This window comes from Novosphingobium sp. MD-1, assembly GCF_001014975.1.
GTDB lineage: Bacteria > Pseudomonadota > Alphaproteobacteria > Sphingomonadales > Sphingomonadaceae > Novosphingobium.
On sequence record NZ_BBXA01000029.1, the window covers coordinates 37,674 to 51,446 of the forward strand.

The 13,773-nt window shown below is 66.4% G+C and carries 9 protein-coding genes and 1 tRNA gene; 3 read left to right on the top strand and 7 right to left on the bottom strand.

Features of this window, described 5'->3' with window-relative positions; all coding sequences use genetic code 11:
- Positions 1–8 precede the first annotated feature (8 nt).
- From NMD1_RS11710 to NMD1_RS11740, 7 genes are all read right to left on the bottom strand, one after another.
- Positions 9–1,451, bottom strand: coding sequence for an efflux transporter outer membrane subunit (locus NMD1_RS11710; RefSeq protein ID WP_125954890.1), 1,443 nt, complete (start codon positions 1,449–1,451; stop codon positions 9–11).
- On the bottom strand, positions 1,448–4,624 hold the full coding sequence (locus tag NMD1_RS11715) for an efflux RND transporter permease subunit (protein ID WP_125954891.1): 3,177 nt from the start codon (positions 4,622–4,624) through the stop codon (positions 1,448–1,450). The genes NMD1_RS11710 and NMD1_RS11715 overlap by 4 nt, the downstream gene beginning before the upstream one ends.
- Positions 4,621–7,779, bottom strand: coding sequence for an efflux RND transporter permease subunit (locus tag NMD1_RS11720; RefSeq protein ID WP_199558114.1), 3,159 nt, complete (start codon positions 7,777–7,779; stop codon positions 4,621–4,623). The genes NMD1_RS11715 and NMD1_RS11720 overlap by 4 nt, the downstream gene beginning before the upstream one ends.
- Positions 7,779–8,945, bottom strand: a complete 1,167-nt coding sequence (locus tag NMD1_RS11725) for an efflux RND transporter periplasmic adaptor subunit (RefSeq protein ID WP_233497565.1) — start codon at positions 8,943–8,945, stop codon at positions 7,779–7,781. The genes NMD1_RS11720 and NMD1_RS11725 overlap by 1 nt, the downstream gene beginning before the upstream one ends.
- Positions 8,946–9,260: 315 nt before the next feature.
- Entirely contained in the window at positions 9,261–9,758 is a 498-nt protein-coding gene (locus tag NMD1_RS11730) for a MucR family transcriptional regulator (protein ID WP_206694696.1), read from the bottom strand.
- Positions 9,759–10,000: 242 nt separating this feature from the next.
- Positions 10,001–10,318: a DUF1905 domain-containing protein gene (locus NMD1_RS11735; protein WP_125954894.1), complete on the bottom strand. Its 318-nt coding sequence runs from the start codon at positions 10,316–10,318 to the stop codon at positions 10,001–10,003.
- On the bottom strand, positions 10,315–11,259 hold the full coding sequence (locus NMD1_RS11740) for a peptidylprolyl isomerase (RefSeq protein ID WP_125954895.1): 945 nt from the start codon (positions 11,257–11,259) through the stop codon (positions 10,315–10,317). The genes NMD1_RS11735 and NMD1_RS11740 overlap by 4 nt, the downstream gene beginning before the upstream one ends.
- Before the next feature lie 75 nt (positions 11,260–11,334).
- Between NMD1_RS11740 and NMD1_RS11745 the strand changes: the two genes are divergently transcribed.
- The 3 genes from NMD1_RS11745 to NMD1_RS11755 all read left to right on the top strand — a co-directional run bounded on the left by NMD1_RS11745 (position 11,335) and on the right by NMD1_RS11755 (position 13,771).
- Positions 11,335–11,425: transfer RNA gene (locus tag NMD1_RS11745), tRNA-Ser, on the top strand.
- A gap of 183 nt (positions 11,426–11,608) precedes the next feature.
- The gene (locus NMD1_RS11750) at positions 11,609–12,784 is read left to right on the top strand and encodes a site-specific integrase (RefSeq protein WP_125954896.1); all 1,176 of its coding nucleotides are present in this window, start codon (positions 11,609–11,611) and stop codon (positions 12,782–12,784) included.
- A 348-nt stretch (positions 12,785–13,132) separates the two neighbouring features.
- The gene (locus NMD1_RS11755) at positions 13,133–13,771 is read left to right on the top strand and encodes a hypothetical protein (RefSeq protein ID WP_125954897.1); all 639 of its coding nucleotides are present in this window, start codon (positions 13,133–13,135) and stop codon (positions 13,769–13,771) included.
- The last annotated feature ends 2 nt before the right edge of the window (positions 13,772–13,773 follow it).

A 13,773-nucleotide genomic window follows, 5' to 3' on the forward strand; every position in this document is an offset into this window, starting at 1 on the left:
TTAGCGCGTCAGGGCGCGTCGTTCCATCGCCCGCCGATCGCCTGGACAAGCGCGATCGCGGCGGTCTGCTGGTCAACCGTGGCCTGGATCTGCGTCTGCCGGGCGCTGAGCGAGGAGGTTTCGGCGACGATCACCTGGGCATAGTCCACCGTACCACTGCGGTACTGGTTGGTGACGATCGCCTCGGCCTTCGTCGCGGATTCGCTCGCTTCGGCGCGGCTTCGCGTTACGTCCGCCAGGAAGCGCGTGGCGGCGAGGTTGTCCTCAACCTGCTGGAACGCGGTCAGTACCGTCTGGCGGTATTGCGCGGCGGTCTGTTCGTATTGCGCGCGCGCTTGCACCACCTGCCCGTGGCGCGCGCCGAAATCGAGTAGCGTCATCGCGCCGCTGAGCCCCAGCGACCACAGGCTTGTCGCCGCGGTGAACAGCTGGCCCAGCGAACTGCCGTTGGTGCCGGCGCTGCCCGAAAGCGAGATTTGCGGGAAATAGGCGGCGCGCTGGATGCCCACATTGGCGTTAGCGGCGGCGACGCGACGTTCGGCGGCGGCCACGTCCGGGCGGCGCTGGAGCAGCGCGCCGGGCAGCACGCCGGGGACGGTGGGCACCACGGGCCGCCAGTCCGCCTTTGCGATGGCGAACGTCGACGGGTTCTCGCCGACGAGCACGGCCACGGCGTGTTCCAGCACCGCGCGTTGCCGGCCGAGATCCTGCCGCGAGGCAACCGCGTTGCTGAGCGTGGTCTGCGCCTGATAGACGTCCGACCGGGCGACGGTGCCGGCATTGTACTTGTTCGTGGCGATGGACAGCGCGCGCTGGTAATCGCCGATGGTGCGGTCCAGCAGGTCGATCTGCGCATCGATCCCGCGCAACTGGATATAGTTGGTGGCAAGCTCCCCCTGCGCCGAAAGCGTGGCGTTGGCGAGATCGCCCGCGCTGGCCTCGGCACTGGCCCTGGCCTGCGTTACCGCGTTGCCGAGCCGGCCCCAGAGATCAGGCTCCCAGCTGGCCCCGATGCTCAGTGCGTAGCGCGATGTGGTTGTCGTGCTGGAAATGCCATTGGCCGTGGTGGTGGTGCCGCCGTTGGCGCCGGTGATCTTCTGGCCGGCGAAGGTTTCCGAATGGGTGCCGCTGGCCGACGCGGTCAGGCTGGGGAACAGGCCTGATCGCTGCACTTGCACCAGCGCCCGCGCGGCATCATAGGCGGCGCGCGAAGCGGCGACGTTCTGGTTGGTGACGCTGACCTTGCGTTCCAGCCCGTCCAGCACCGGATCGGCGAACAACGCCCACCAGTCGCCGCGCGCGGCCGCGTCGGACGGGGTGGCGGGCGCCCATTGCGGGTCTTCCTTGAACGAGGCGGGGATCGCCACCGTCGTTGGCGGGCGATAGGTCGGGGCCATGTTGCACCCGGCAAGCAGCAGCGCGGGAAAGGCGGCGAGGATGGCGCGGTTCATGCCGGGGCTCCGGTGGAAAGCGAAAGGGCGGGCGCGGGCTTGCGGCGGCGGAAGCGATCGAGCGCGAGATACACGACCGGGGTGGTCAACAGCGTGAGCACCTGGCTGGCGACTAGTCCGCCGAAGATGGCTACGCCCAGCGGCCGGCGCAGTTCCGCGCCATCGCCGAAGCCGATCGCCAGCGGCAGCGCGCCCAGCGCGGCGGCGAGCGTGGTCATCAGGATCGGGCGGAAGCGCAGGATGCACGCTTCGCGCACGGCCTGGGCCGGCGTCAGGCCATGGTTGCGTTCGGCCTCCAGCGCGAAATCGATGATCATGATCGCGTTCTTCTTCACGATGCCGATCAGCAGGATGATGCCGATCAGGGCGATCAGGTCGAATTCGCCGCCCGTGGCGATCAGCGCGATCATCGCGCCGACCCCGGCCGAGGGCAGGGTGGACAGCGCGGTGAGCGGATGGATCGCGCTTTCGTAGAGGATGCCCAGCACAATGTAGATCGCCACCAGCGCGGCCAGGATCAGCAGCGGCATGGATGACGTAGATTGTGCGAAGACCTTGGCGGTCCCGCCGAATTCGCCGTGGACGGTGGCGGGCAGGGCGAGCGATGCCTGCACTTGCGCGATCATCTGAGCCGTCATCCCCAGCGAGACGCCGCGCGGCAGGTTGAACGAGATCGTGGCCGAAGGTTCGCCGTCCGAATGGCTGACTTGCGCGTTGGTCGATCCGGTGGACCAGCGCGCAATCGCCGAAAGCGGAGCCATGGTACGGGCGGATGTACTGACGGCGGTGCCGGAGGCGGTCGCCGAACCGCCCGATCCGGTGCCCCCGGTTCCGGCGGCGGCCGTAGCGGCTCCGGGGGCGGTGCCGGCGGGTAAGTAGATATTGGCCAATGCATCGGGTGAACCGTTGAACTGGCGCGCTGCTTCCATCACCACATGGTACTGGTTGAGCCCGGAATAGATGTTCGCCACCTGGCGCTGGCCGAACGCATCATAGAGCGTGGCATCCACGGTCTGCATCAGGATGCCCAGCCGCGCGGCGGCATCGCGGTCCACCTCGACGAAAGCGTTGGCGCCGGCATCCTGCTGGTCGATATCGACATCGGTGATGAGGTCCGGATGCGTCTTGAGCGCATCGACCAGCTTCTGCCCGGCCGCCTTCAGGGTATCGGGGCTGTCCGCCTTCAGCACGTATTGATAGGTGCTGTTGGTCTGCCGGCCGCCCGCCTGGAGATCCTGCACCGGATTGAGGAACAGGCTGACGCCGCGCACGCGGCCGAGCTTGGGGCGTAACCGGGCGATCACCTCCTGCGCCGGCGGGCGCTGGCTGCGCGGCTTGAGCGTGGCGAACAGGAAACCGCCACCCGCGCGCGATCCGCCGGCAAAGGCGACCACCGTGGCTACCGCCGGATCGCTTTTCACGATCCGGGTGATCCGCGTCATCTTGTCCTGCAGGTCGGAGAACGAAATGCTCTGGTCGGCGCGCACACCGCCCATCAGGCCGCCGGTATCCTGCTGCGGAAAGAAACCCTTCGGCGAAACGCCGATGAGATAAATGTTGAGCACCACCGTGCCGAGTAGGATCAGCAGCACGATCCCGCGATGCGCCAGCGCCCAGTCCAGGTTGCGCGTATAGCGCGCCTGCGCCCAGTCGAACGCGTGGCGGGCGGTGCGCATCACCCGGCTTTCGCGCTCTTCGTTGCGGAGCAGCCGGGCCGCCAGCATCGGCGTGGTGGTCAGCGAGACGATCAGGCTGATGCCGACAGCGACCGACATTGTCAGTGCAAATTCGCGGAACAGACGGCCGACCAGGCCGCCCATGAAGATCAGCGGCACGAACACCGCGATCAGGCTGACCGAGATCGAGATCACGGTGAAACCCACCTCGCGCGCGCCGCGCAACGCCGCCTCCATCGGCTTCATGCCTTCCTCGATGTGGCGGCTCACGTTTTCCACCACCACGATCGCGTCATCCACGACGAAGCCCGTCGCCACGGTCAGCGCCATGAGCGAGAGGTTGTCGAGCGAAAAGCCGGCCAGATACATCACGCCCAGCGTGCCCAGCAGCGATGCGATGACCGCGGCCGCAGGGATCAGCGTGGCGCGCCAACTGCGCAGGAACAGGCTCACCACCAGCACCACCAGCAGGATCGAGATCAGCAACGTGATCTCCACCTCGTGCAGCGAGGCGCGGATCGTCAGCGTCCGGTCGGACGCGATCGACAGGTGGATATCCGGCGGCAGCGCGGCTTGCAGGGCCGGCAGTTGCGCCTTGAGCGCGTCCACCGTGGCGACGATGTTGGCGCCGGGCTGGCGGCTGACGAGGATCGGCACCGCGCGTTCGCCGTTGAACAGCCCCATCGTGCGGATGTCTTCGGGACCGTCGGAGACTTCTGCGATGTCGGCAAGGCGCACCGCCGCGCCGTTGCGCCAGGCGATGATGGTGTTGCGGTAATCCGCGGCATAGCGGCCCGCTTTGTTGGAATAGACCTGCCAGCTGTAGGTGCCGGTATCCATCACGCCGCGCGGGCGGTTGGCGCTTTCGGACTGGAGCGCGGTGCGCACGTCTTCCAGCGCGATGCCGAAGCGCGACAACGCCAGCGGGTTGACCTCCACCCGCACGGACGGCAGCGCCGCGCCGCCCAGCTCCACGTTGCCCACGCCCTGCACCTGGAGCAGCTTCTGCTGCACCACCGTGGAAACCGCGTCGTAGATTTCCGAAGCGCTGCGCGTGGGGGAAGTGAGCGCCAGGATCAGCACCGGCGCTTCGGCGGGGTTCGCCTTGCGGTAGCTGGGATTGGTCTTGAGCGTGGCGGGCAGATCCGCGCGGGAGGCGTTGATCGCCGCTTGCACATCGCGCGCCGCCCCATCGATGTCGCGCGAAAGATCGAACTGGAGCACGATCTGCGACGATCCGACGCCGGAGCGGGATGTCATCTCGCTGACTCCCGCGATCGTGCCGAGGTGGCGTTCCAGCGGCGCGGCGACGCTGCCGGCCATGGTCGAGGGGCTGGCGCCGGGCAGGTTCGCCTGCACCATGATCGTCGGGAAATCGACCGCTGGCAGCGGCGCGACCGGCAGGCTGAAGAACGCGCCGATGCCCGCCAGCATCAGCCCGATCGTCAGCAGGATCGTGCCCACAGGCCGGCGGATGAAAGGCGCGGAAATGTTCATGCGGCCGGAGCCGTTCCTGCCGCCGATGCCGGCGCGGGGGCGCGGCGCGCTTCGCGGCGTTCGCGCCAGTCCTCCAGCGCCAGGAAGATGACCGGTGTGGTGAACAGCGTCAGCACCTGGCTGAAGATCAGTCCTCCGGCGATGGCGATGCCCAGCGGCTGGCGCAGTTCATGGCCCATGCCGCCGCCGAAGATCAGCGGAATCGCGGCGAACAGCGCGGCGAAGGTAGTCATCATGATCGGCCGGAAACGCAGATGCGCCGCCTGACGGATCGCTTCGTGGGCTTTGGCGCCTTCGTGGCGCATCGCTTCGAGCGCGAAGTCGATCATCATGATCGCGTTCTTCTTCACGATGCCGATCAGCAGGACGATGCCGATGATGCCGATCACGCCCAGGCCCGAACCGGTCAACCACAGGCCCAGCAGCGCGCCAATGCCGGCGGAGGGCAGGGTGGAGAGAATGGTCACCGGGTGGACGAAGCTTTCGTAGAGCACGCCCAGCACGATATAGACCACCACGATCGCCGCGAGGATCAGCCACAGCTCGTTGCCGAGCGAGGACTTGAACGCGCTGGCCGCGCCGGAGAAGTTGGTCGACAGCGCGGGCGGCATGCCGATGGCCTGTTCCGTCCGTTCGATCGCCTGCACGGCCGAGCCCAGCGAGACGCCAGGGGCAAGATCGAACCCGATCGTGGCAGCCGGGAACTGCGCCTCGCGCGCCACCACCAGCGGCGTAGCCTCGGTGCGGATCGTGGCGATGGTGGAGAGCGGAACGCTGGCGCCGCCAGCCAGCGGTATGCGCAGGGCGCCCAGCGCTTGCGGGTCGGTGATCGAACCGGGCTGCGCTTCCAGGATCACGCGGTTCTGGCTGGACTGGGTGTAGATGGTGGAGACGATGCGCTGCCCGAACGCGTCGTAGAGTGCGTTGTCGATTGTCAGCGCGCTGAGGCCGAGCCGTCCGGCGGTGTCGCGGTTGATATCCACCACCACCGCGCGCCCGTCCGCCAGCACGTTGGTGGTCACGTTGCGCAGATGGCTATCGGCCTTGAGCGCGGTGGCCAGCTTCGCGCCCCATTGGTCGACCAGATCCTGATCGGCGCCCTGAACTGAAAAGCGGTAGGCGTTGACGCCGGTCGTGGTGTCGATGGTCAGATCCTGCACCGGGCGGAAATAGACGCGGACGCCGGGAATATCGGCCACCGCTTTCTCCAGTCCGCCCAGCACCGTATCGAGATCGCCGCGCTGCCCTTCGCCCTTCAGGTTCACCAGCATCCGGCCCTGCGAGAGCGTGGCGTTCTGGCCATCGACGCCGATCGAGGAACTCAGGCTGCCCACGGCGGGATTGGCGAGCAGGGCTTGCGCCACTTGCTGCTGAAGCGCCGCCATGCGGGCATAGCTGACATCCTGCCCGGCCGATGTCGTCACCGCGATCTGCCCGGTGTCCTGTTCGGGAAACAGGTTCTTGGGAATGACCATGAACAGCAGCCCGGTGGCCACCAGCGTTCCGGCGAAGACCACCATGGTCATCCGCCCGCGCGCCATAACCCAGTCGAGCGAGCTGGCATAGCGGTCGGCCAGCCGGTCGAACTGGCCACGCGTCCACGCGGTCACGCGGTATTCGCGTTCCTCGTGCTCCGGCCGCAGCCAGCGGGCCGAGAGCATGGGCACCAGCGTTAGCGCGACCACCGCCGAGATCAGGATGGTAACCGCGAGCGTCACGGCGAATTCGCGGAACAGGCGGCCGACCACGTCGCCCATGAACAGCAGCGGGATCAGCACCGCGATCAGGCTGACGGTGAGCGAGATGATGGTGAAGCCGATCTCGCTCGCGCCTTTCAGCGCGGCGTCAAACGGCTTCATCCCGTCCTCGATATGCCGGGCGATGTTTTCCAGCACCACGATCGCATCGTCCACGACGAAGCCCGAGGCGATGGTCAGCGCCATCAGCGTGAGGTTGTTGATTGAGAAATCGAGGAAATACATCGCCGCGAACGCGCCCACGAGCGACAGCGGCACGGCGATGCTGGCGACGACGGTGGCGCGGACCGAACCCAGGAACAGGAAGATCACCAGCGTGACCAGCAGCACCGCCAGCACCAGTTCGAACTGCACGTCCGATACCGAGGCGCGGATGCCGGCGGTGCGATCGGTCAGCAGCGTGACATGGACGTCGGCCGGAAGCTGCGCTTCCAGTTCGGGCAGCGCGGCCTTGATTGCATCCACTGTGCCGATGACGTTGGCGCCGGGCTGGCGCTGCACGTCGATGACCACGGCGGGCGATCCGTTCATCCACGAGCCGAGGCGAACGTTCTCCGTCCCTTGGACCACCGTGGCGACATCGGACAGGCGCACCGGCGCGCCGCCGGCATAGGCGACGACAAGGTTGCGATAGCTGGCGACATCGGCAAGCTGATCGTTGGCGTCGATCGTCCAGCTTCTCGTCGGGCCATCGAAGCTGCCCTTGGCGGCGTTGGCATTGGCGTTGCCGATCGCGCTGCGGATCGTTTCCAGCGAAAGCCCGCGCGCGGCGAGCGCGGGTACGTTGGCCTGGATGCGCACGGCGGGGCGCTGGCCGGCGGACATCGAGACAAGGCCAACGCCCGAAACCTGCGCGATCTTGTTGGAGAACTGCCGCTCGACGATGCCCTGCACTTCGCCCAGGGGGCGCGTTTTCGACGTAATGCCCAGGCTGAGGATCGGCGCGTCGGCGGGGTTTACCTTGGCGTAGATCGGCGGTGCGGGCAGGTCGCTGGGCAGCAGCGTGTTGGCCGCGTTGATCGCCGCCTGCACTTCCTGTTCCGCCACATCGAGCGACAGGTCGATCCGGAACTGCATGGTGATGACCGAGGCGCCCGAGGACGAGGCCGAGGTCATGCGGGTGAGGCCCGGCATCTGCCCGAACTGGCGTTCCAGCGGCGAGGTGACGGTCAGCGCCATCACGTCGGGGCTGGCGCCGGGATAAAGCGTGGACACCTGGATGGTCGGATAATCGACCTCCGGCAAGGCTGACAGCGGCAGCACGCGATAGGCGACCAGGCCCGCCAGCAGCACGGCGATCATCAGCAACGTGGTGGCGACCGGGCGCAGGATGAACAGGCGGGAAGGGCCGCCGGGTTCGGCGGGCGCAGGCGCGTCGAGCGCGTCTTCGGACGCCATCAGTTCCCGCCGCTCTTGGCGGAAGCGCCGCGCTTGTTGCTGCCTGTCGCTCCGCCGCCGCCCTTGCCGGCTCCGGGCAGGCGCACGGCTGAGCCATCCTCCAGCCCGTCCGCGCCTTCGGTGACAACGGTGGTGCCGGCCGCAAGCCCCGACAGAATGGCGACGCGGTTGTTGGCGCTCGGGCCGATCTTCACCGGCGTCAGCTTCACTTTGCTGTCATGCTGGAGCGTGAACACGAAATCACCCTGCGTGCCATGGCGCACGGCGCTTACGGGCACCGTCACGGCATCGTGCAGCGTCTGGACGAGCATCGCGATGTTGACGAAGCCGCCGGGGAACAGCGCGCTGCCGGGATTGTCGAACCGCGCCTTCGCCTTGACGGTGCCGGTGGAGGAATCGACCTGGTTGTCGAAGGTCAGGAACCGGCCGCTCGCGATCTTGCCGTTGCTGTTCTGGTCGCGCGCCTCGACGGGAAGGCCGGCGCCGCTGCCCGATGCCTGCCCGATCTGCGAGAGCTGTACTTGCGGCAGCGCAAAGCTGACGTCGATAGGATCGACCTGCGTCACCACCACGATGCCGTTGGTGTCCGAAGGCGTCAGATAATTGCCGATGTCCACCTGGCGGATGCCGGCGCGGCCCGTAATGGGGGACTTGATCGCGGTATAATCGAGGTTCAGCGCCGCCGAACCGATCGCCGCGCGATCGGCCGCGACCGTGCCGGTCAACTGCCCCACCGTGGCGCGCTGGGTATCGACCTGCTGTCGTGCGATCGAATCCTGCTTGAGCAACGTTTCGTAGCGCGTCAGGTCCAGCCGGGCCGAGCGCAGTTGCGCCTCGTCCCGCGCCAGGTTGGCGCGCGCCTGGGCCAGCGCCAGCTGGTAGGGGCGCGGATCGATCTGGGCGAGCACCTGCCCCTGCCGCACGATCTGCCCTTCCTGGAAGAACAGCTTGAACAGCACGCCCGAAAGCTGCGGGCGCACCGTGGCGGTCACGATCGGCTGAACCGTGCCCAGAGCCGTGACGCTGACGGGCATGTCCTGCCGCGCTGCCTTTTCGACATTGACCGCCGCGGCGGGCCGTCCGCGCGATTCTCCGCCGCCGCGTTGGGAAAGCCAGCGTGCGCCCAAGCCGGTCAGAACCAGACCGAGGATGACGGCACCGGCCATGAGCCATGTTTTCGTCCGGCTCGATCCGGCCGGGTGGGGCGACGGCCCGGACGCCGTTGCCTGATCGTCACGCGCAGATTTTTCTTCGACTGAAGTCATTCCAAACCGGTCCTGCCTCAATCTGCGCAAGACGGGTGTCCACGCCAGATTATCGACTCGATGGCCCCAACCGAGTTGCCGGTATGTCGGGGATCATCGGGCCGGCTGCAAGTCACAGAACGTCGCGAACCGGGTGCAAATGATTACAAGTCGTGACAGACATGGAGCTGGAATGGCCGTGCGCGCTTTTGATCGGGCGCACGGCTCTTGCAGGCTTCAGGCGCTTTCGGCAGCCGCTGCCTTGCGGGGTTTCCGGGCGCTTGCCGCCTTCTTCGCGGGCGCGGCCGGTTTGGTGGCGACGGGGTCCGCAGCCAGCTTGGCCGCCTTGGGCTTGCGACCCAGACCCAGCCGTTGCGCGACCGCGCGCCGCTGTTCCGAATAGCTCGGCGCCACCATCGGATAGTCCTTCGGCAGCTTGTAACGCTCACGGTATTCGTCTGGAGTAAGGCCGTGGCTGGTCAAGTGCCGCTTCAGGCTGCGATAAGGTTTCCCGTCGATCAGGCTGATCAGATGATCGCGCGACGCCGTGCTTTTGCGGACCGAGACGGCGGGCACGAATTCAGGTACTTCAGGAGCCGGTGCCTCGACCTTTCCGGCAAGTGCATTGCGCGTCGTTTCGATAAGCGATGCCAGCTCATTACTGGGGAGGCTGTTGTTGGCGACATAGGCACTTAACAGTTGCACCGTTAAAGCCGTCAGATCAGATTTATCCATTTCCTGCACCGCTTACCCCCTTTTTTTGATCGGGCAATCTTCTCATTTGTGCTGAAATTGCCAGTCACGAAGACTTCATGCCCGGTTTTTCTATATCTGCGGGTTTACAGGCATACAATCAAAATGGTGATAATTCCCGGCTTGGGAATTGTGCCAGCTTGACACCATGTCTTCGTGCGCGGGGCGGGCGAATTCTGTGTGGCACGTCCACTGTCACGGGATGGCCGGCAGCGCGGAAACGTTCAGAACTGAAGTTCCACGGTTACCGCGTCGCCTTCGGTCAGGCCTTCCGCGCGGCGGACTGCGGCCTTCACCGGCACGATCCAGCCTTGTTCCTTGCTGGGGAAGGCCGAGGTCTGCCATGCGCTGGCGCCAATCCGGATGCGAAGGCGGACGGACCCCCAGCCACGCCCCTTGCCCTGTTCGAGCCGGTCCATCAGCGCCGTGGCGGATAGCGCTTCGCCGACGCCGCCATCGATTGTCAGGAAATACCAGTTCGCGGCACTGGGGCCGGACCAGCGCCATAGCGGGGTTGTCAGGCGATATGTTTCGCCCTTCACTTCGCGCGCCGGACCGGGACGGGCAGGTTGCAGATGTCGATGCCGCCGGCCGGCCGGATATAAAACGGATCGCGCCGATTGGCGCGCGCGTCGGCATAGCGCCGGAAACTGTCGCTGATCGTGGCAAGATACTGGTAGGCGGGCAGGCCGGGCACGTCGGAGCCCTGGCGGATGGACAGGATCGGCGTGCGCTCCGGGGCGGTCTTGTAAAAGCCGATCTCGCCGGTTCCCCTCGGCAGCGAAGACAGGTGCTCCATGCCATCGATGACGCGGCCGACCAGCGCGATGTTGCGATCAAGCTGGCGCGGGGCATGGCCGATCACGGCATAGAGTTCCGCGCCCGAACCGGTATCCGGCGGCATGTCGCGGCCTACGCCCACCATGCCATAGCAGTGGACCGGCCACATGCGATCCTTGTCGAACCCTACCGGCCAGCCGGCGTCGATGCCCGTTCCCGGGGCGTAGGCATCCGGTTTCCGGCTGATCATTTCCGGGGCGGCGAATACTTTCGACGTGTAGTCTTCCTGCGGCATGCGGGCGAGGCCTGAGGGAAGCGGTTTCGCCCGTGCCTTGTCCTCCCCGTCGGGATCACCCCACTGGACCACATAGTTGTCCTGCACGCGGTTGATGCTGGTGCCATCCCACCAGTGCGCGGCGGCGAGCGTGCGGATGTTGCCGATCCACCCTTGCGCGAAGGGGGCGGGCAGCAACTGGATCACCACGCGGCGCGGGCGCCCCTGGCTGTCCGGGGCAAGATCCATCACGATCAGATCCGCGGGATCGATTCGTGTCCAGTCCGCATCCGGCGCCGTCGCGACGATTTCGGCGGGCGCCATGGCAGGCGGCCGGGCAGGAGCGGGGGTGGCGCCTCGCGCGGGCATACCAGCGAGCGAGACCAGCGAGATGACGGCGAGAAGGGCGCGGGCGGGCGAGTGCAACATTTGTCTCTTGTGGCAGGCATCCGCGCCTTGCGAAAGCCGCTTCATCCCGCTAGGGCGCGTGGCTCCAAGGCATGCGGAGCGGTGGCCGAGTGGTCGAAGGCGCTCGCCTGGAAAGTGAGTATACGTCAAAAGCGTATCGAGGGTTCGAATCCCTCCCGCTCCGCCATTTGGCGCTTTTCAGCGCTTTTTCACGAACCGACACGAACACAATAAAACCCCGGATTTACGGGCATTTCGGCAGATTTTGCGTTCACACTCGGCCGCTGAAATTCGGGTCAAGCCAGCGTAAGAACTATGGCTAAAACTATGGCTTGTTGCGCCGGTTTAGACCCGCTATTCACGCAAAACCATGGCCACGCGCGCGCGTAACAAACTTTCGGCTAGGCAGGTGGCAACGCTCACCGAGCCCAACATCTACTCCGATGGCGGCGGTCTCTACCTGCGCATTCGCACGTCCGGGCGGTCATGGTTCTTTATCGGCACGCTGCACGGCAAGCGAATCGAACTGGGCCTGGGCTCGGCGCTCGATGTCACGCTGGCGAAGGCCCGCGAGCGAGCCGCGCACATCCGCGCCATGCTGCTCGATGGCATCGATCCCCGCGTCGAGCGCGCCAAGGCGAAGATCGCGGCAAGGCCGGTGGTCACGTTCGGCGCCTTCGCCATGGAACTGGTCGACGACATCGAGGACGGGTTCAAGAATCCCAAGCACCGCCAGCAATGGCGCAACACGCTCAAGACCTACGCCAAGCCCCTCTTCGAGGTGCCGGTCAACGAGGTGTCGACCGAGCAGATACTGGCGGTGCTCCAGCCCATCTGGCTGAGCAAGGCCGAGACCGCCTCCCGGCTTCGCGGCCGGATCGAGCGCATTCTCGATGCCGCCAAGGTCAAGGGGCTGCGGACCGGCGAGAACCCGGCGCGGGGGCGTGGCCATCTTGACCTGCTGCTGCCCAAGCGCGGCAAGGCTTCGGTCAAGCACCATGCCGCGCTGCCGTTCACCGAGATCGCGGGCTTCATGACGAGCCTTGCGCAGAGGCCCGCTGTTGCGGCGCGCGCACTGGAGTTCACGATCCTCACCGCCGCCCGGTCGGGGGAAGCACGCGGGATGACCTGGGGCGAGGTCAATCTCGAGGACAAGCTGTGGACCGTGCCGGCCAGCCGCATGAAAGCGCAAGTCCAGCACGAGGTGCCGCTCAGCGACGCGGCGATTGCGGTCCTGATGGCCGTGAAGGAAGACGGGCTCAAGCCAACCGACTTCGTGTTCCCCGCACCGCGTGGCGGCTCGCTCTCCGACATGGCGCTGTCCCAGTTGCTCAAGCGCATGGAGCGCGACGACATCACCGTACACGGCTTCCGCTCGACCTTCCGCGACTGGGCCGGCGAGACGACGCGGTTCGAGCGCGAAGAGGTGGAAATGGCATTGGCGCATACCGTGGCCTCGGCGGTGGAGCGCGCCTACCGACGCGGACGGGCGCTGGAGAAGCGCCGCGCCCTGATGGCGGCATGGGCCACGTATTGCGGCCGATAAAGGGGCCGGCAAAGCCCTCCCGGCAGCGCAACGGCCGAGATGAGGCTCCGGCCTTAAAGCACTGAATAGAATATCCTTTTCAGCGCCAGCAAACTGGCCATTTTTGACATTTTCGGCCCCTTCCGCTAGTATGGCGCAGCGCCAGCCATGGTCGCCGCCGGATGAACCGGGGTTGGCGCATTCTCGAAACGCGGTCCACGAAGGGGATGGCCGGGATGGTCCCGGCCGGGTCAACGTGCGTGCCGTCGGGGGATGCTCCCCGCGACCATCGCACCCTGCTGCAAGACCGGTGTCACACCGGAGGAGGTCCCCTTGGTGGCCTCCACTTCTGCAAAGGGATTGACAAACATGGACCACGAACACCGCGCCAAGGCCGCCAATCGGCAGGATCACGAATGGGCCGCCCGGGTGGTGCGCACCATCGGCCAGATCGAAGCCGACTTCTTCCACGCCGCCGGCCCGTTGAGCGAGCGGATGATGACCGAGGGGCTGCTGGCGATCGAGAAGGTCGCCAAGGACCCGTGGCAGGTCATCGAGAACGACTGGATGACACAAGTGGTCTGCCCGGACTGGAAGATGACCCGGGGCGTCGGCACCGGCGACATGTGGCTGCAGGTGTCGGAGATTTCGGCCGACGAGGAAGGCAACGAGCATACCTGGATCGCCGCCGCGACCAAGACCGGTCCCTCGTTCCTGTGCGTCGAACTGGTGTTCCGCCGGGGCTTGCAGGAATATGCCGAAGCGATCATCCGCGATGACAAGGCGGTGGCAGCCTTGTGGCAGCAGGGGTTTGCCCGGGACGAGGAAAGCCTCGCGCTGTTCGTGCCCATCCACATTCCCGCCGAGAAGTTGGCGCAGGCGTTCGAGCAGAACGACCTGACCGCGACCGTGGCCCCCTTCGGCAAGGCCATGGCGCAGGCCATCGCCGCCAAGCCCGCGCTCGACACGTTGCTCGAGCAGGTCCGCAACGCCGCCAAGCGCAAGTAGGA

Bases quoted from the DNA above. Each gene is read 5' to 3' on its own strand.
- NMD1_RS11715 (WP_125954891.1), bottom strand. From the start codon at position 4,624: ATGAACATTTCCGCGCCTTTCATCCGCCGGCCTGTGGGCACGATCCTG.
- NMD1_RS11730 (WP_206694696.1), bottom strand. From the start codon at position 9,758: ATGGATAAATCTGATCTGACGGCTTTAACGGTGCAACTGTTAAGTGCC.
- NMD1_RS11740 (WP_125954895.1), bottom strand. From the start codon at position 11,259: ATGTTGCACTCGCCCGCCCGCGCCCTTCTCGCCGTCATCTCGCTGGTC.
- NMD1_RS11725 (WP_233497565.1), bottom strand. From the start codon at position 8,945: ATGGCCGGTGCCGTCATCCTCGGTCTGGTTCTGACCGGCTTGGGCGCA.
- NMD1_RS11720 (WP_199558114.1), bottom strand. From the start codon at position 7,779: ATGGCGTCCGAAGACGCGCTCGACGCGCCTGCGCCCGCCGAACCCGGC.
- NMD1_RS11755 (WP_125954897.1), top strand. From the start codon at position 13,133: ATGGACCACGAACACCGCGCCAAGGCCGCCAATCGGCAGGATCACGAA.
- NMD1_RS11750 (WP_125954896.1), top strand. From the start codon at position 11,609: ATGGCCACGCGCGCGCGTAACAAACTTTCGGCTAGGCAGGTGGCAACG.
- NMD1_RS11710 (WP_125954890.1), bottom strand. From the start codon at position 1,451: ATGAACCGCGCCATCCTCGCCGCCTTTCCCGCGCTGCTGCTTGCCGGG.